Source organism: Variovorax sp. YR566 (assembly GCF_051992195.1).
GTDB lineage: Bacteria > Pseudomonadota > Gammaproteobacteria > Burkholderiales > Burkholderiaceae_C > Variovorax.
This window is the reverse complement of sequence record NZ_CP197092.1, coordinates 128,371-144,999: the sequence shown is the minus strand read 5'-3', so window position 1 is coordinate 144,999 and position 16,629 is coordinate 128,371. Positions and strand designations below refer to the sequence as shown.

Annotated in this window: 16 protein-coding genes and 1 riboswitch; of the genes, 8 read left to right on the top strand and 8 right to left on the bottom strand. The window is 67.7% G+C overall.

All coding sequences use genetic code 11. The features are described 5' to 3' along the window. Positions 1-7 precede the first annotated feature (7 nt). Positions 8-790, top strand: coding sequence for an SDR family oxidoreductase (locus tag ACTG4X_RS00705; RefSeq protein ID WP_440533053.1), 783 nt, complete (start codon positions 8-10; stop codon positions 788-790). 78 nt (positions 791-868) lie between these two features. Here ACTG4X_RS00705 and ACTG4X_RS00700 read toward each other — a convergent pair whose 3' ends face one another. Beyond that, positions 869-1,417 (bottom strand): RNA recognition motif domain-containing protein, encoded by a 549-nt coding sequence (locus ACTG4X_RS00700; protein WP_093054994.1) that lies wholly within the window; start codon positions 1,415-1,417, stop codon positions 869-871. Positions 1,418-1,678: 261 nt separating this feature from the next. Then, a riboswitch (yybP-ykoY riboswitch) is annotated at positions 1,679-1,864 on the top strand. 11 nt (positions 1,865-1,875) lie between these two features. Between ACTG4X_RS00700 and ACTG4X_RS00695 the strand changes: the two genes are divergently transcribed. The 4 genes from ACTG4X_RS00695 (at position 1,876) to ACTG4X_RS00680 (ending at position 4,921) form a co-directional block, all read left to right on the top strand. After that, complete coding sequence (locus ACTG4X_RS00695; protein WP_093054996.1) at positions 1,876-2,439, top strand: TMEM165/GDT1 family protein; 564 nt, start codon at positions 1,876-1,878, stop codon at positions 2,437-2,439. A gap of 124 nt (positions 2,440-2,563) precedes the next feature. Continuing rightward, a complete protein-coding gene (gene metX / locus ACTG4X_RS00690) occupies positions 2,564-3,724 on the top strand; it encodes a homoserine O-succinyltransferase MetX (RefSeq protein WP_093054998.1) in 1,161 nt (386 codons plus the stop codon). Next, positions 3,721-4,311, top strand: a complete 591-nt coding sequence (gene metW, locus ACTG4X_RS00685) for a methionine biosynthesis protein MetW (RefSeq protein WP_093055000.1) — start codon at positions 3,721-3,723, stop codon at positions 4,309-4,311. Before metX ends, metW begins: the two co-directional genes overlap by 4 nt. Before the next feature lie 22 nt (positions 4,312-4,333). Further along, positions 4,334-4,921, top strand: a complete 588-nt coding sequence (locus ACTG4X_RS00680) for an IMPACT family protein (protein WP_093055002.1) — start codon at positions 4,334-4,336, stop codon at positions 4,919-4,921. Here ACTG4X_RS00680 and ACTG4X_RS00675 read toward each other — a convergent pair. Then, the gene (locus tag ACTG4X_RS00675) at positions 4,866-5,804 is read right to left on the bottom strand and encodes an ion transporter (protein WP_097197568.1); all 939 of its coding nucleotides are present in this window, start codon (positions 5,802-5,804) and stop codon (positions 4,866-4,868) included. The two genes, ACTG4X_RS00680 and ACTG4X_RS00675, sit on opposite strands and share 56 nt — an antisense overlap. A 114-nt stretch (positions 5,805-5,918) precedes the next feature. On the opposite strand from ACTG4X_RS00675, the gene ACTG4X_RS00670 reads away from it, so the two are divergent. Then, positions 5,919-6,446, top strand: a complete 528-nt coding sequence (locus tag ACTG4X_RS00670; protein ID WP_093055006.1) for a bactofilin family protein — start codon at positions 5,919-5,921, stop codon at positions 6,444-6,446. A 6-nt stretch (positions 6,447-6,452) separates the two neighbouring features. Here ACTG4X_RS00670 and ACTG4X_RS00665 read toward each other — a convergent pair whose 3' ends face one another. Further along, on the bottom strand, positions 6,453-7,223 hold the full coding sequence (locus tag ACTG4X_RS00665) for a DUF72 domain-containing protein (protein WP_093076426.1): 771 nt from the start codon (positions 7,221-7,223) through the stop codon (positions 6,453-6,455). Positions 7,224-7,314: 91 nt separating this feature from the next. On the opposite strand from ACTG4X_RS00665, the gene ACTG4X_RS00660 reads away from it, so the two are divergent. Both ACTG4X_RS00660 and ACTG4X_RS00655 read left to right on the top strand, forming a co-directional pair. Continuing rightward, positions 7,315-8,826 (top strand): M20 family metallopeptidase, encoded by a 1,512-nt coding sequence (locus ACTG4X_RS00660; RefSeq protein WP_093055010.1) that lies wholly within the window; start codon positions 7,315-7,317, stop codon positions 8,824-8,826. Further along, entirely contained in the window at positions 8,823-9,680 is an 858-nt protein-coding gene (locus tag ACTG4X_RS00655; protein ID WP_440533052.1) for a lysophospholipase, read from the top strand. Before ACTG4X_RS00660 ends, ACTG4X_RS00655 begins: the two co-directional genes overlap by 4 nt. Here the strand turns inward: ACTG4X_RS00655 and ACTG4X_RS00650 are convergent. The 5 genes from ACTG4X_RS00650 to ACTG4X_RS00630 all read right to left on the bottom strand — a co-directional run bounded on the left by ACTG4X_RS00650 (position 9,652) and on the right by ACTG4X_RS00630 (position 16,573). Further along, positions 9,652-10,833: an MFS transporter gene (locus ACTG4X_RS00650; RefSeq protein ID WP_097197570.1), complete on the bottom strand. Its 1,182-nt coding sequence runs from the start codon at positions 10,831-10,833 to the stop codon at positions 9,652-9,654. The genes ACTG4X_RS00655 and ACTG4X_RS00650 overlap by 29 nt on opposite strands. Next, positions 10,830-13,742: a DUF4132 domain-containing protein gene (locus tag ACTG4X_RS00645; RefSeq protein WP_440533051.1), complete on the bottom strand. Its 2,913-nt coding sequence runs from the start codon at positions 13,740-13,742 to the stop codon at positions 10,830-10,832. Before ACTG4X_RS00645 ends, ACTG4X_RS00650 begins: the two co-directional genes overlap by 4 nt. Positions 13,743-13,846: 104 nt before the next feature. Beyond that, on the bottom strand, positions 13,847-14,299 hold the full coding sequence (locus tag ACTG4X_RS00640; RefSeq protein ID WP_218132223.1) for a YidB family protein: 453 nt from the start codon (positions 14,297-14,299) through the stop codon (positions 13,847-13,849). Positions 14,300-14,400: 101 nt separating this feature from the next. Further along, a complete protein-coding gene (locus ACTG4X_RS00635) occupies positions 14,401-15,759 on the bottom strand; it encodes a M20/M25/M40 family metallo-hydrolase (protein ID WP_097197571.1) in 1,359 nt (452 codons plus the stop codon). A 94-nt stretch (positions 15,760-15,853) separates the two neighbouring features. Beyond that, on the bottom strand, positions 15,854-16,573 hold the full coding sequence (locus ACTG4X_RS00630; protein ID WP_440533050.1) for a 16S rRNA (uracil(1498)-N(3))-methyltransferase: 720 nt from the start codon (positions 16,571-16,573) through the stop codon (positions 15,854-15,856). Positions 16,574-16,629 lie beyond the last annotated feature (56 nt).

The window sequence follows — 16,629 nt, the reverse complement described above, 5'->3', positions numbered from 1 at the left end:
CTCCTGCATGACCACGCCTCCGCTTGTCTTCATCACCGGTGCATCGAGTGGCATCGGCCAGGCGCTGGCCGCGAGCTTCTACGACGCGGGCTACCGCCTGGCGCTGGTCGCCCGGCGCACGGGGGAAATCGAAGCGTGGGCGAATGCCCGGCAACTGAGCGCAGACCGCTACCGGATCTACAGCGCCGACGTGGCGCAGACCGACAGCATCGTCGTCGCCGGCAACGCCTGCATCGCGCAGCAGGGGCTGCCAGACGTGGTGATCGCCAATGCCGGCATCAGCGTCGGCATCGACACCGCCGAGCGCTCCGACCTCGATGTGCTGGCGCAGACCTTTGCCACCAACAACGTCGGTCTCGCCGCCACTTTTCATCCGTTCGTGCGGGCGATGGTGCAGCGCGGCAGCGGGCGGCTGGTTGGCATCGGCAGCGTGGCGTCCATCCGCGGATTGCCGGGGCATGGCGCGTACTGCGCCAGCAAGGCCGGCGTGGTGGCGTACTGCGAGAGCCTGCGCGGCGAATTGTTCAACAGCGGCGTCAAGGTCGTCACCCTCTGCCCGGGCTACATCGACACGCCGCTCACGCAGGGCAACCGGTACGGCATGCCTTTTCTCATGAAGGCGGAAGATTTTGCGGCCCAGGCACTGCGCGCCATCGAGGCAGGCACGAGCTACCGCGTGATTCCCTGGCAGATGGGCGTGATCGCCAAGATCATGCGCATGCTGCCCAACGCCGTGCTCGACCGGGCGGTGCAAGGGCGCGAACGCAAGAAGCGAAGCGGCGAAGCCTGAGCAACAAGCGCCGGGCGATCGCCCATTGAAAAAGGCTCCCGAGGGAGCCTTTTGTCTGTGTGCCTTAGAGCGCAGGGCTTAGTAGCCGCTATTGCCGCCACCACCGTAGCCGCCGCCACCACCACCGCCGGAGCGGCCACCGCCGCCACCGCCACGGGGGCCGGCGCCGTAGGGGCTGCGGAAACCGCCGTCGCCACCACCACCGCCGCCACCGCTGCGGCCACCACCGCCACCGCCGTAGCCGCCGCCACCGCCGGAGCGGCCACCGCCGCCACCACCGTAGCCGCCACCACCGCCGCCGTAGCCTCCGCCACCACCGCCGCCATAACCACCACCGCCGCCGCCGTAGCCGCCACCACCGCTGCGCGGGGGACGAGCTTCCATCGGACGTGCTTCGTTGACGACGACGCTGCGGCCACCAAGGGGCTGGCCGTTCATGCCGTTGATTGCTGCTTGTGCTTCCGCGTCACTGCCCATCTCGACGAAGCCGAAGCCCTTCGAGCGGCCGGTGTCACGTTCCATCATGACCTTGGCGCTGGTCACTGCGCCGAACTGCCCGAAGGCCTGTTCGAGATCTCCGTCGCGCACCGAGTAAGGCAGGTTGCCGACGTACAGTTTGTTGCCCATCAAGGGACTCCTATAAACACATCAAGAAAAGCGATGGAGTCCCGAAAGCATCACTCAAACGAGAGCCGTCGAGTCGCGCGAAACTGACCGATCACCGAACTGCCCCCCGACCAAAATGAAGAGGGAGGCTCGTGCATTATGGGTGAAATATCCGAATTGCAAGCGGGAATTTGCGTCTTGAGGTAGCACCTGTCAAAACTATTGGAAAGCTAGTGCCTACTTGCATTTTTGGGCGAGGTCCTTGGCGCTACATGTAGAATTTGCCCCGTCATTGGGGAGTAGCCGCCTTCCGATTTGCGAGAAGGGCCCGCGTCAACAGACTTGTCCTGCCCCACACAGGACATGGCGCGTGCAGTTAACACACCTGGCGAGACCTTTGACCGTGCAACTTCGGGAATATGGCCGAAGGTGTTGCACGGTCAATTGCGTCCTTCGGCCCAAGGAACCCCACATCCATCATGGAAGCTTTTCTCGTTGCAACCGGCGTAGTTGCGCTCGCCGAAATGGGCGACAAGACCCAACTCCTGGCCCTCTTGCTCGCTGCCCGTTTCAGGAAACCGTGGCCCATCGTCCTGGGCATCTTCGCCGCCACCATCATCAACCACGCGCTGGCGGGTGCCGTCGGCAACTACATCACGCGCTGGCTCGGACCGGAGGTGCTGCGCTGGATCCTGGGCGGCTCGTTCATTGCGATGGCCGTCTGGATGCTGATTCCAGACAAGCTCGACGACGACGATGCCCCGGGCGCGTCGAAGTTCGGCGTCTTCGGCACCACGGTGATCGCGTTCTTCCTCGCCGAGATGGGCGACAAGACCCAGATCGCCACCGTCATGCTTGCCGCCCGCTTCACGCACGACTACTTCTGGGTGGTCGCAGGCACCACGCTGGGCATGATGCTGGCCAACGCGCCGGTGGTGTGGCTCGGCGAGAAGATCGTGCGGCGCGTGCCGATCAAGCTCGTGCACGGCATCTCGGCCGCGATCTTCCTGGTGCTGGGCATCATCATGATCGTCGGCTGGTAATCCGACGGGGCGATATACTGCCCCTTGCGCCGATTTGCTTCAGCTTGCGGGCGCTTTATAAATTCAGCTAAAGACAGGCGCGGCAGACCCGGCTCGTTTTTGGCGAGGCCGGGTTTTTTCATTCATGTCGTCGTCACCACCTTTGGTCGTCACCTCGCAGTCGATGCAGTTCGCAGGCCCGCTGGCCCTGCGCAGCGGCGCGTCGATCAGCGACTACACGCTCGCCTACGAAACCTACGGCACCCTGAACGCCGAGCGCAGCAACGCCGTGCTGGTGTGCCATGCGCTCAATGCCTCGCACCACGTGGCGGGCGTCTACCAGGGCCAGGCCCGCTCCGAGGGCTGGTGGGACAACATGGTGGGCCCCGGCAAGCCGGTCGACACCGACCGCTTCTTCGTGATCGGCGTCAACAACCTCGGCTCCTGCTTCGGCTCGACCGGCCCGATGCACGTCAACCCCGCCACCGGCCGCGTCTACGGCGCCGACTTCCCGGTGGTCACGGTCGAAGACTGGGTCGACGCGCAGGCCGCGCTGCTCGACGCGCTCGGCATCCAGACGCTCGCGGCCGTCATGGGCGGCAGCCTCGGCGGCATGCAGGCACTGTCGTGGACGCTGCAGTACCCCAGCCGCGTGCGCCACGCCGTGGTCGTGGCCAGCGCGCCCAACCTCACGGCCGAGAACATCGCCTTCAACGAAGTCGCGCGCCGCGCCATCGTGACCGACCCCGACTTCCACGGCGGCCACTTCTACGAACACGGCGTGATCCCGAAGCGCGGCCTGCGCATCGCGCGAATGATCGGCCACATCACCTACCTCAGCGACGACGTGATGAACGAGAAGTTCGGCCGCATCCTGCGCAGCGCCGTCGAGGGCGAGGTGGCGGGGCTCGACTACCGCTACTCCACGCAGGATGTCGAGTTCCAGATCGAAAGCTACCTGCGCTACCAGGGCGACAAGTTCAGCGAATACTTCGACGCCAACACCTACCTGCTGATCACCCGCGCGCTCGACTACTTCGACCCCGCGCGCAGCCACGGCGGCAAGCTCAGCACTGCACTGGCTCAGGCCACGGCCAAGTTCCTGCTCGTGAGCTTCAAGACCGATTGGCGCTTCTCGCCCGCGCGCAGCCGCGAACTCGTGAAGGCGCTGCTCGACAACCGCCGCAACGTGAGCTACGCCGAGATCGACGCGCCGCACGGCCACGATGCCTTCCTGCTCGACGACGTGCGCTACATGGGCGTGGTGCGCTCGTACTTCGAGCGCGTCGCCAAGGAATTCCAATGAGCGACCTCGAACACCAAAGATTGATCGCAGAGCTCGTGCCCCAAGGCTCGCGCGTGCTCGACCTCGGCTGCGGCGACGGCGCCCTGCTCGACCTGCTGCAGCGCGAGCGCGGCTGCACCGGCTACGGCGTGGAAATTGCCGACGGCAACGTGCTGCAGTGCATCCGCCGCGGCGTCGACGTGATCCAGCTCAACCTCGACGAAGGCCTGGCGATGTTCGACGACGCCTCCTTCGACGTGGTGCTGCAGATCGACACGCTGCAGCACCTGCGCAATGCCGAAGTGATGTTGCGCGAGACCGCGCGCGTCGGCCGCATCGGTGTTGTCGCCTTTCCCAATTTCGCGCACTGGCCCAACCGCCTGAGCGTGGCGCGCGGCCGCATGCCGGTGACGCGCCGCCTGCCCTACCAGTGGTACGACACGCCCAACATCCGCGTCGGCACCTTCAAGGACTTCGAGGTGCTGGCCGGCAAGAACAACCTGCGCGTGCTCGACGCCTTCGGCCTGCAGGACGGGCGCGACGTGCGCTGGCTGCCCAACGCGCGCGCCAGCACGGCGGTCTTCAAGTTCGAGCGCGGCGGCGGCTGAACCCTTTGGAGCGCACCACCGGATGAGCTTCACGCTTGCACAGCCGGTCCACAGCGAGCTGCTCATCAAGAAGAGCCGCTTCATCGGCTGCGTGCAGCCGGTGGCTGACCGCGCGGCCGCGCTGGCCGTGGTCGCCTCGCTGCGCGCCGAACACCCCGCGGCCGCGCATGTCTGCTGGGCCTTGATGGCCGGCGGCCAGTCGGCCGCGAACGACGATGGCGAGCCCGGCGGCACGGCCGGCCGGCCGATGCTGGAAGTGCTGCGCCACCAGCAGGTCGAGGGCGCGCTCGCGACCGTGGTGCGCTACTTCGGCGGCGTGAAGCTGGGCGCGGGCGGCCTCGTGCGGGCCTACACCGACGCGGTTGCGCAGGCCCTGCTCGGCGCCGAGCTCGTGCCGCTGGTGCGCCAGCGCAGCCTCGGTTGCTCGGTGCCCTATGCGCTCGAAGGACTCGTGCGGCGCGAACTCGTCGCTGCCGGCGCGGTGCTCGACGATGTGCAGCACGGCGACGACGTGGCCTTCGCCTTCTCGCTCCCCGAGCCCGATGCCGACGCTTTCATCGCCCGTCTCGACGATGCTGCGCAAGGGCGCGTCGTCTGGCCGAAGGCGTAACGCGCTTCGCAGGTGCTGAGGGCGCGGGCGCAGTCATCGCGAGAATGCCGCGCGGCGCCACCGGCACCGGCTCGTCGTCGGGCCCGCGCCGCGCCATCTCCGCGGTCACGATGCCGGTCGGCACCGCGAGCACGCCCCAGCCCAGCAGCATCATCACCGAGGCGATCGCGCGGCCCAGGTCGGTCTTGGGCACGAGGTCGCCGAAGCCCACCGTGGCCATCGTCGAGATGGCCCAGTAGATCGCCACCGGAATGCTCGTGAAGCCGTGCACCGGCCCCTCGACCACGTACATCAGCGTGCCCATCACCAGCACCACCAGCATCACGAAGCCGACGAACACCGTGATCTTGCGCCGGCTCGACGCCACGGCAGACACCAGCGCGCGGTACTCCACCGAGTAGCGCGATAGTTTGAAGATGCGGAACACGCGCAACAGGCGCAGCACCCGCACGTCGATCAGGTACGCCATCTCGGGCGCAAAGGCCACCAGAAAAGTCGGCAGCAGCGCAAGCAGGTCGATCACGCCGTAGAAGCTCAGCGCATAGCGCAGCGGCTTGTTCACGCAGCACAGCCGCGCGATGTACTCCAGCGTGAAGAGAATGGTGAACACCCATTCGAGCGCATTGAACAGCGGCCGCCACTGCTCGCGGATCGACTGCACGCTGTCGAGGATCACCACCAGCACGCTGGTCACGATCACCGCGATCAGCGCCAGGTCGAACATCAGGCCCGCGCGCGTGTCGGCCTCGAAGATCACCGTGAACAGCGTACGCCGCCAGCCGTGCGCGGGCTTGTCGAAGCGCGAATCGGTAGCCGACGAAATGGCGCGCGAGGGGTGCGTGGCCTGCGCGGTGGAAGGAGTTTCGGAGTTCGGAAGGCTCATGACGCCGCATTGTCATGTCCACAGTCGATTTATTCAGTTACGCTTCTTGCGCAATGAAGTGCCGCAGGCCATGAGTGCGTTCTTACGATAGTCCCTTTCTTGAGGAGCTCCCCTTTGGCTACACAGTCCCCCTTCTTCGGCAAGCGTGATCGTGACACCGACTCGTTGACATCCCGCCCCGCGCCGCTCGTCGGTTCGGGCACCAATCTCTCCGGAACCCCCGTCAATCCCTCGTCGCTGACCGCACAGCAAGGCGGACTGAACGCCGCTGCTGCTACAGCATCTGCCGCCGCCAAGGAAGGCGGCAGCAAGCTCACCGTCGGCCCGAACATCAAGCTCAAGGGCGTGGAGATCACCGACTGCGACACGCTCGTCGTCGAAGGCCTCGTCGAGGCCACCATGGACTCGCGCCTGATGCAGATCGCCGAACAGGGCGAGTTCAAGGGTTCGGCCGAAATCGACATCGCCGAAATCCGCGGCGTATTCGACGGCAGCCTCACGGTGCGCGAAAAGCTCGTGATCCACTCGACCGGCAAGGTCACCGGCAAGATCCGCTACGGCAAGATCGTGATCGAGGAAGGCGGCCAGCTTTCCGGCGAAATCAGCTTCGGCGCCAAGCCGTCGCTGCACTCCGCAGCCTGAAGCCCGTCAAGCTTTCGGCGGGGTCCACCCAAAGCGCTCCAGCAAGGCACCGGCCGCGGCCGGTGCCTTTTCTTTGGCGCCATTGATGAAGTAGACAAACACGTCGCGCTTCTTCGGCGACACGGCCCAGCCCTGCGCGCGCTCGGCCCAGGTGTCCAGCGCCTTCGGCGCGTAGCCGGTCTTGAGCTTGGCGTCGGCCATCATGAGCCGCGCATAGGCGAAATCGCCTTCGGGCTCCTCGAAGGACGGAAACTTGTCGGCGTCGGTGAACACCGTCGACACCTTGTGCTTCTTCGCGAGGGCCTTGTAGGCGGGCACCATGAAGCTCTCGTGCCGCACGTCCATCACGTGCCGCAGCGCGCGGCTGCCCTCCTTCTTCGGCAGCAGCGCGAGAAAAGCCTCGAAGTCTTCCGCATCGAACTGCTTGGTCGGCATGAACTGCCACACGATCGGCCCGAGCTTGTCGCCGAGCTCGGCCACGCCGCTGTCGATGAAGCGCTTGATCGAATCGCCCGCGCCCGACAGCAGCTTGCGGTTGGTCGCGAAGCGCGAGGCCTTGAGCGAGAACATGAAGTCGGCCGGCGTGTCGTCGTGCCACTTCCTGAAGGTCTCGGGCTTGAAGGTGCTGTAGTAGGTGCCGTTGATCTCGATGGCGCTGACCTTGCGGCTCGCGTAGTTCAACTCCTTCGCGTGCGCGAGCCCCTTGGGATAGAAGTTGTCGCGCCAGGGTTCGTAGGTCCAGCCGCCTATGCCCACCTTGATGTTTGCCTTGCTCACATGGCCCTCCGGGTTGAGATCGCCCGCACTCTACGCGCGGTCGCCTCAAGGCGCAAAATGCGCCTTTTCGTCACCCGCGGAGAACCCACCGATGAACGCCCCCCTGCACCGCGAAATGCCTGCCGGCACGCTCGACGCCGAGCGCGCCCTGTCCGACGTCACCGCCCAATGGGACGGCGACATCCTCAAGCAACTCACCAACTACATCGGCATCCCGGCCAAGTCGCCCGGCTTCGACAAGGACTGGTCGGCCAACGGCTACCTCGAGACCGTGCTGCGCAACGCCGCCGCCTGGGTCGAGGCACAGAAGGTCGAGGGCCTGAAGCTGGAGATCGTGCGCCTCGAAGGCCGCACGCCGGTGCTGTTCTTCGAAGTGCCGGCCACCGGCACCGACATGGGCGAGACCGTACTGATGTACGGCCACCTCGACAAGCAGCCCGAGTTCACCGGCTGGCGCAACGACCTCGGCCCGTGGACGCCCAAGTACGAGAACGGCCTGCTCTACGGCCGCGGCGGTGCCGATGACGGCTACGCGGTGTACGCCAGCATCGCCGCGCTGCAGGCGCTCAAGAGCCAGGGCGCGGCGCACCCGCGCATCGTCGGCCTGATCGAGACCTGCGAGGAAAGCGGCTCCTACGACCTGCTGCCCTACGTCGACGCGCTGCGTCCGCGCCTGGGCAATGTCGAACTGGTGATCTGCCTCGACTCCGGCGCCGGCAACTACGACCAGCTGTGGCTCACCACCTCGCTGCGCGGCATGGCCAGCGGCACGCTCAAGGTGGAAGTGCTGACCGAAGGCATCCACTCCGGCGATGCATCGGGCCTCGTGCCCTCGAGCTTCCGCATCATGCGGCAGGTGCTCGACCGCCTCGAAGACAGCGCCACCGGCCGCCTGCTGCCCGCGAGCTTCCACTGCGAAGTGCCGGCCGACCGGCTGGCGCAGGCCAGGGCCACCGCCGCGATCCTCGGCGAAGAGGTCTACAAGCGCTTTCCGTGGGCGCACTACGATTGCGGCGGCTCGACCATGTTCGCGCTGCCGACCACCACCGATCCGGTCGAGGCCCTGCTCAACCGCACCTGGAAGCCCACGCTGTCGGTGACCGGCGCCGAAGGCTTCCCGGCGCTGAAGGACGCTGGCAACGTGCTGCGTCCGTACACCGCCTTCAAGCTGTCGCTGCGCCTGCCCCCGCTGGTCGATGCGGCCGAGGCGGTGCAGAACCTCAAGACGCTGCTCGAAGACAACGCGCCCTACCAGGCCCGCGTGACCTTCGAGAGCAACGGCGGCGCCACCGGCTGGAACGCACCCACCATCACGCCGTGGTTCGAGGACGCGCTCAACAAGGCCTCGCAGGCGCACTTCGGCGCGTCGTGCGGCTACATCGGCCAAGGCGGCACCATTCCGCTGATGAACATGCTCAGCGCCGGCTTCCCGAAGGCGCAGATGATGGTCTGCGGCGTGCTCGGCCCGAAGAGCAACGCGCACGGCCCCAACGAGTTCCTGCACGTGCCCTACGCCAAGAAGCTCACCGCGGCCGTGGCCGAAGTGATCGCAGCATTGCCGGCAGCGCATCGCGCGGCCACATCGGAGCCGGTGGCCGCTTGAGCGAGGCGCTGCCTTTGCCGCAGCGCGTTTCGCTGTCGACCCCGGACGGCGAGACGCTCGCCCTGCGCCGGCTGCCGGCGCCCGGCCCGGCGCGCGCCGTGATCGCGGTGGTCCATGGGCTCGGCGAGCATGCGGGCCGCTATCACGCGCTCGCCGAATGCCTGCACGAATGGAACTTCGCCGTGTGGGCGCACGACCACTTCGGGCATGGCGAATCGACCGGTGCGCGCGGCGGCCTGCCCAGCGAACTGCGGCTGGTCGACGACCTCGCGCTGGTCATCGACGATGCGCGCCGCGAGAACCCCGGCCTGCCGCTGGTGCTGCTGGGGCACAGCCTGGGCGGACTGGTCGCCGCGAGCCTGGTGGCGCGTGGCGTGCGGCAGGTCGATGGGCTGGTGCTTTCCTCGCCGGGGCTCGATCCGGGCCTGAGCGGTTTCCAGAAGGCGCTGCTCGCGGTGCTGCCGCGCATTGCGCCGAACCTGCGCGTGGGCAACGGCCTCGACGACAACTACCTCTCGCATGACCCGGCGGTGGTGCAGGCCTACCGCGACGATCCGCTCACGCACGACCGCATCGGCAGCCGCCTTGCGCGCTTTCTCGCGTACGAAGGCGAGACGGTGCAGCAGCGGGCTGCGAACTGGCCCGTGCCGACGCTGCTTCTCTATGCGGGCGACGATCGCCTCGTGGTGCCCGCTGCCAGCCGCGCATTCGCTGCGGCGACGGCATCAAGCGGCAAGGTCGAGGCGCACTGCTTCGACACGCTGTACCACGAGATCTTCAACGAGCTCGAAGCCGACGCGGTCTTCGCGGCCCTGCAAAGCTGGCTCAACCGGCGCTTTCCGCCGCTGGCCTGACGGCGCGCACGCGCGCCAGCCAGATCAGCGCCGCGCCAGTCAGCACCACCGGCACCAGCGAACCGAAGTTCAGCAGCCGCCAGCCCTGCGTGGTCACCAGCACGCCCGAGGCGAACGAGGTCAGCGCCAGCGTCGCGAACACGCAGAAGTTGAGCGCGCCCTGCGCGCGGTCGCGCTCCTCGGCGGTGTAGGCCGTGAGCGAGAGCGTGGTGCTGCCGGTGAACAGGAAATTCCAGCCCACGCCCAGCAGGAACAACGCGACGATGAAGTGATGCAGCTCCACGCCCGAGAGCGCGATGGCGATGCAGCCGAGGTTGAGCACCAGCCCCACGCCCATCACTGGCAGCGCCCCGAAGCGGCGGATCAGGTGCCCGGTGAAGAAGCCCGGCGCGAACATGCCGATCACGTGCCATTCGAGCACCAGCGCGGCATCGGAAAACGGCAGGCTGCAGATCTGCATCGCGATGGGCGTCGCGGCCATCAGCAGGTTCATCACGCCGTAGCCAAGCGCGCCCGCGGCGGCAGCCACGATGAACACCGGCTGCCGCATGATCTCGGCCAGCGGTCGGCCGCCGGCTGCCTCCTTCCGCGTGGGCGCGGCCGGGAATTCGATGAAGTGCATCACTGCCATCGACAGCAGCGCCACCAGGGCCAGCGCAACGTAGGCGCCGGCGAACGGCACCGCAAAAGCTTCGCGCGTGGCGGTGGCGAGATTCGGCCCGGCGACAGCGCCAATCAGCCCGCCCGCCATCACCATCGACACCGCCTTCTCGCGCCAGGCCGGCGCCGCCAGCTCGGCAGCGGCGAAGCGGTAGAGCCCCGCGTTGGCGTTGTAGTAGCCCGCAACCACCGTGGCGAAGCACAGCAGCCAGAAGTTCTTCGTGACCGCCGCGAAGCAGCACAGCAGCGACGATGCCACCGCCACCGCCAGCCCGATCTGGAACGAGCCGCGCCGGCCGAAGCGCTGCTGCGTGCGCGCCACCAGCCCGGTGCTGAGCGCGCCGCCCACCACGTAGCTCATCACCGGCAGCGTCGCCATCCAGCCGTGCGGCGCGATGGCCAGCCCCACCAGCCCGTTGATGGCGATGAAGGTCACGTTGTTCGTCAGGAGCAGGCCCTGGCAGATGGCGAGCAGCCACAAGTTGCGGTTCATGGCGCCGTCTCCCGGATCGCGCGCTGCAGGTCGCGCTCGATTTCGCTGAAGACGATCGGCGGCAGCTCGCCCAGCGTGCCTTCGGTGCCGTCGAGTGCCACCGCGCGCACGGTCTGCAGCTCCTTGCCGTCGGGGCTGTCCTGCACGAACCAGCCTTCCTCCAGCTGCAGGCAGATGCGGCGTCCGCCGGGCACGGCCTTGTTGAAGCTGTTGACCATGCCGCCGTCACCCACCTCGCGCTGCCAGCCGCGCGTCTCCAGGCCCATGAGGGCGGCGTTCGACACGGCGCGGCCGCTCCAGTGGGGGAGTTCGCGGCGGGTGCGCAGCGCCTCGTCGAGCACGAAGGCCGGGCGCATCAGCTGCTCGAAGGGCTGCACGATTTCGTAATCGGCCAGCACGGCGGCCCATGCGGTCGCCAGCGACGGGTCGAGTGCCGTGATTTCCAGCGGATGCGGCAGGCCGATGCGCGCGGACTCGGGCAGCTTCACCGCGTCGTCCTGCAGGTTGGCCAGTTCGCCTTCGGCGCTGACGCGGAAGGTGCCTTCGAGCTTGTCCGATGCGTCGAACAAGCCCCAGACCAGCGGCCGGCTGAAGACCCGCAGCACGGGGTGGTTGGCGAAGAAGGGCATGAACTCGTCGGGGCCCCATCGGCGCTGCGTGCACATCGCGGCTTCCAGTCGCTTGATCTGCGTGGTGGCGACGGTCTTTGCCAGCTTGCGCAGCTCCTTCAGCTGGGTGGTCGCGGCGGCGGCCTTGCCGGCGTCGTCGTTCGCGCCCGGCTTGGGCAGCGTCTTGAGGGCCTTGCCCCTGGCGTCGTGCACCACGGGCTGGAAGTTGTCGTCCATGCGCACCTCGAAGCTGCGCGGGCCGAAGTCGAGCGTCAGTCGCGCGCGGGTGTCGAGGCCGAGGTCAGGCACGGTGCGGTCGGCCAGCTGGTCGAGGCTGAGGCCGCGCTGCTCGGCCACTTCGCCGAGCATGCGGTCGGCGCGGGTGCGCAGGTCGTCGTGGCGGGTCTGGCGCGCGAGTTCGGCCAGGTGCATCAGGGCGGCGTCGCTGCCGATTTCGCCGAGCATCACCATCGCGTCGTAGGCCCGCACGCGGTCGAGCGCGGCGCGCCACTGGCGCAGCAGGCCGTAGAGCTGGCGTGCGGTTTCGCCGTCGCCGAGGCGGCCCTGCAAAGCGAACATCCAGCGCTCCTTGGCCGGGCGGCCGTTGCCGATCCACCAGGCCAGCAGCGCGCGGCCGAAGCGCGCGAGGGAATCGGGCGTGAGCGCGTCCAGCAGCGGAGCGAGCCCCGGATAGGGTGCGTCGGGCTTGCCGAGCATCATCGCCATCAGCACGTCGGGCACCACGTCCTGCGGCAGCGCGAGCCCGCCTTGCTTGAGGAGCAGGCGGGGCAGTGACGCCAGCGGCAGGGTCTTCGGCACCACGGGCAGGCTGTCGGGCAGCAACTCTTCGGGGGCGATGGCCAGAAGCTGCGCCACCGCGTCGGCGGCTTCGGCGCCATAGGCGAGCGCCTGCCGGCGTACCGCATCGGCGTGGCCGGCATCGTGCAGCCAGCGCAGCGCGGCTTGCGCCGCCTCGTGCGCCGGGCCGGGTTCGCCCAGCGCGATGGGAACGAGGCCGCGCGCGGCCGCATCCGGGTAACGCGCAAGCCACTCGCCCGCTTCGCGCCGGACCCAGCGGTTGGTGTGGAAGCCCTTGGCGATCCAGCCGGCGAGCGGGTCCCATTCGATGACCGATGCCAGCTCGAACATCGCGCGCGAGCCCTGCTTGAGGAAGCGCGGCAGTCCCGGCAGCGCGGCCGCGCCGAATGCATGGAGGATGGGGCGCATGCGCGAGACATCGCCCATGTAGAGCTCGGGCGCGGGCCCGAGCGTGAACACTGCGATGGCCAGCGATTCGGGCAGGTGCCAGATGTATTCGGCAACGCTCCAGTGGGTGGCCGGAGGTTCGCCGAAGTCTTCCGGCCCGATCTCGCGGCCGTTTGCCGCGACAGCCTCGATGAGCTCGGGGCGCAGGCCCAGCATCCACAGGGCCTTGTGCACCTTGCCGCCCTCGCGGATCTCCGCGGGTGCGTTGGGCTGGTTGCGCGCGAATTCGTCCATCCACTGGTCGGCGCGTTCGCGCGAGACGCGGAGCTCGCGGGTCAGCCAGTCGGACGATTCGCCCGTGGCCTGCAGGTACTGCGGCGGCGGCAGATTGCTCCAGTGCAGCAGCGCCGTCGGCGGCAGTGGCTGCAGCGCCAGCGTCGGGATGACGGGCAGCGCCTGCCGGTTCTTCCAGGGCGGGCGCCGCAGCAGCGCGGGCCAGGCGTCGGGGGCGGCATCGGTCACGTCGGCGGAGCTGTCTTCCTGCAGGCGCGCGAGCGTCTTGCGCTGGCTGTCGTCGCAGGAGGCCTCCAGCGGTTGCTGCCACTCGGGGTTCGCGGCCAGCAACTCCAGGATCAACGCGGCGCCGGCCTGGTGTCGCGCCGGGTTCGCCGACAGCAGTTCGCGCAGCACGAACAGCGGCCAGCGGGCAGCCTGCTTGACGAGGGCGTTCTTGCAGTCGATCTGCTTGACCTGGGCCACGAAGAAACGCACCACGGCTGGGTCATGGATGGCCAGCAGGTCGGTGACGGCTTCCTTGTGCGGGGACGGCTCGAAGAACAGCTCGGCTGCCGCGGCGCCGTGCATGTCGAGCATGCGCAGCCGTGCGGCGCGCGGCGGATAGAAGCTGGAACGGTGGCGGCGAAAGAAGTCGAGGCTGTCGGCCAGGCTGCGTTCGTCCAACAGCGAGCCGCCGCACTGGCCGCAGGGCCGGTCGTTGAACTGTGCGAGCGCTTCGCGCATGCCCTTGGACCACCGCACGGTGCCATCGGGCTGCGCGTCCAGACCTTCTTCTTTCGACTTGCGACTGCCCGCCATGCCATTGCTCTCCATTGATGCCAGCGGGATTGTCGGCCAACACGCACGGGCCAAAAAAAGCGCCCTCGCGGGCGCCGGAATCCTGGAGAACGCAGTCCGTCAGTTCAGGACTGCTTGCCTTGCAGCAGACCGCTGAGCGAACCCAGCAGGTCGTCATGGTTGCCAAGGCCCTGGTCGGGGACCTTGCCGTGCGGCGTGAGCTGGTCGATGAGCGCCGGCAGCATGGTGGCGAGCATCGGCAGCAGCGTTTGCGCATTGATGCCGAGCTTGGACGCGATGCTGGCGATGGTGTCGCTGCCCAGCGCGTTCTGCAGCTGGTCGCCCGACACCGGCTGGTTTTCTCCCTTGCCGATCCACGAACCGATGACGTCGCCCATGCCGGCCTGCTCGAACTTCGAGACCAGACCGCCCAGGCCGCCCTGCCCGCCGTTGTTGGCGAGCAGCCCGCCCAGCGCGCCGGCCAAGCCTCCCAGATCGCCCAATCCGCCGCCTTGCGGTTGCTGCTGTTGCGCAGCGCCTCCGAGCACTTGACCGAGTACCGAATCGAGCAATCCCATGGCTGTTTCCTTGGTGTGTGACAGAACCGTCTGCATTGTTAAATGCCGCGGACCGTAAGCAGAAAGTGGCACGTCCACTTTCGAACTGGCAACGTGACAAATTACTTGGTACGCGCTGTCCGTTTGGGGAGCAATGCGGGGCTGACCCCCTGCACGCCCACCAGGCCCAGCACGGTAACCAGCGAATTCTGCGCGCCTTTCCATGCATCTGTCACGTCAATGGACTCGCTCAACGAATGGAATCCGGAGGCCTTGCCGCCACCGCCGACGATGATCGCGGGAATGCCCAGCGCGATCGGCACGTTGGCGTCGGTGCTGCCGCCGCGCAGCAGCGTCTTGTTGCCGAAGGCGGCGTTCGAGCGGATCGCGGCCTCGACGATCACCGAATCGGGCGGCGTGCGGCCGCCGGGGCGGTCGCCGATGAGCTTGGTGCTCACGCTCAGCGTGCTCACGTTCCAGCGCCTGTTTTCCTCGACCACTGCTTCGTCGATGGCGGCCAGAATCTTCTTCTCCGTTTCGAGAAGCGAGGCCATGTCGTCGGAGCGGATGTCGATGGCCATGCGCGCATCTGGCGCGATGGTGTTGACCGAAGTGCCGCCGCCGACCGTGCCGACAGTGAACGTTGTCTTCGGGAAACTCGGCGTGCGCACGTCGGCGATCTTCGCGATGGCGCGGCCCATGCCGTGGATGGCGCTGGGCACCTGGCCGAACGCGCCGAAGCTGTGGCCGCCGGGACCCTGGAACGTGACCTCGTAGCGGTGGCTCGCGGTGCCGAGCACCAGCACCGCGCCTGGCGACGACGGCTCCAGTCCCACCATGCCGTCGATGTCGAGGTTGTCGCGAAAGATGGCCTTCATGCCGCGCAGGTTGCCGAGTTCTTCCTCGCCGACGTTGGCGACGATCATCAGGTCGCCCACGGTCTGGATCTTGTTTTCGTTCAGCACCTTGAGCCACGACAGAAGCACCGACAGGCCGCGCGTGTCGTCCGCGATGCCGGGTGCGTGCAGCCGGCCGTCGTGCTCCTTCACCTTCACGTCGGTGCCGGCGGGGAACACGGTGTCGAGGTGGGCCGAGATCAGCAGCTTCGGGCCGCCGCCGATGCCCTTGCGCAGGCCGACCACGTTGCCTTCGGCGTCGATCTTCGCGTGCGTCAGTCCCAGCGCCTTCATGCGCGCGAGAAACGCCTCGGCGCGCTTGTGCTCCTTGAAGGGCGGCGCCTCGATCTCGGTCAGCATCTTCAGGTCTTCGACCGAGTGTTCATGGTCGGCCTTGACCGCGTCGAGCAGCTTCTGGATGGCGGGCGAGGCCATCAGCTGGGTGTAGGCCTTGTCGACCTCGGGGCTGACTTGCGCGGGCGTGGGGGCGACGGCCTGGCTCTGGGCGAGCGCGCCCTGTGTGGCGCATAGCAGCGCGGCAATAACGAGAGGTGCAAGGCGCAGAACGCTTGGCAGGCGGGACATCGGCAAAAGTCCTTCTTTTGTCTTAATGAAGTAACGATTGTTTCCCAAGCTTTCCGCGCGCGCGTCGCGGAAAACACCCACCTCGCGGCCCTGCCTAGAGTCCGGCCAGGGACACCAGCGCGGCCAGCGCCGCCGTTTCAGCGCGCAGCACGCGCGCGCCGAGGGTGATGGGAGCGAAGCCGCGGGCGATGGCCTGCTGTTCTTCGGTGCTGCTCAGGCCGCCTTCGGGGCCGCTCAATACAGTCACGCCTTGGTCGTTCGGGGCTTGAAGTGTGTCGGCGAGGCTGCGTGTGCCCTCGGCAAGGCTCAGCACAAGGCGCACGGCCGAGGCTTCATTGGTTTCGAGCCAGCCCGTGAAGGACTGCACCGGATGGATCACCGGCACGCGGTTGCGCCCGCACTGCTCGCAGGCCGCGACCGCGATCGCCTCCCAGTGCGCCCGCTTCTTCTCGGCGCGCTCGCCCGACAGGCGCAGCACGCCGTGGGCAGTGGCCAGCGGCTGGATGCTCGCCACGCCGAGCTCGGTGGCTTTCTCGACCAGCCAGTCCATGCGCTCGTTGGCCGGCATGCCGACCGCAAGGTGCACGGCGCGGGGCGCTTCGCGCTCCACCGGCAGGTGGGCGCCGACGGCCACGGCGACGTCGCTGCGGCCCATGCGCTCGACCGTGGCTGCATATTCGCCGCCCGCGCCGTCGAACAGCGTGAGCGCATCGCCGGGCTGCATCCGCAGCACCTGCACGTGGCGCGCGGCACCCGCCGGCAGCGCCAGGCTGACGCCGGCGCTCAGCGGCACGGAACAGTGAAAACGCGGCATGCTATGAAATCGATAGCTGCGAGCGACCGTTGTACGGCCGTCACAGGGTGGTGCTT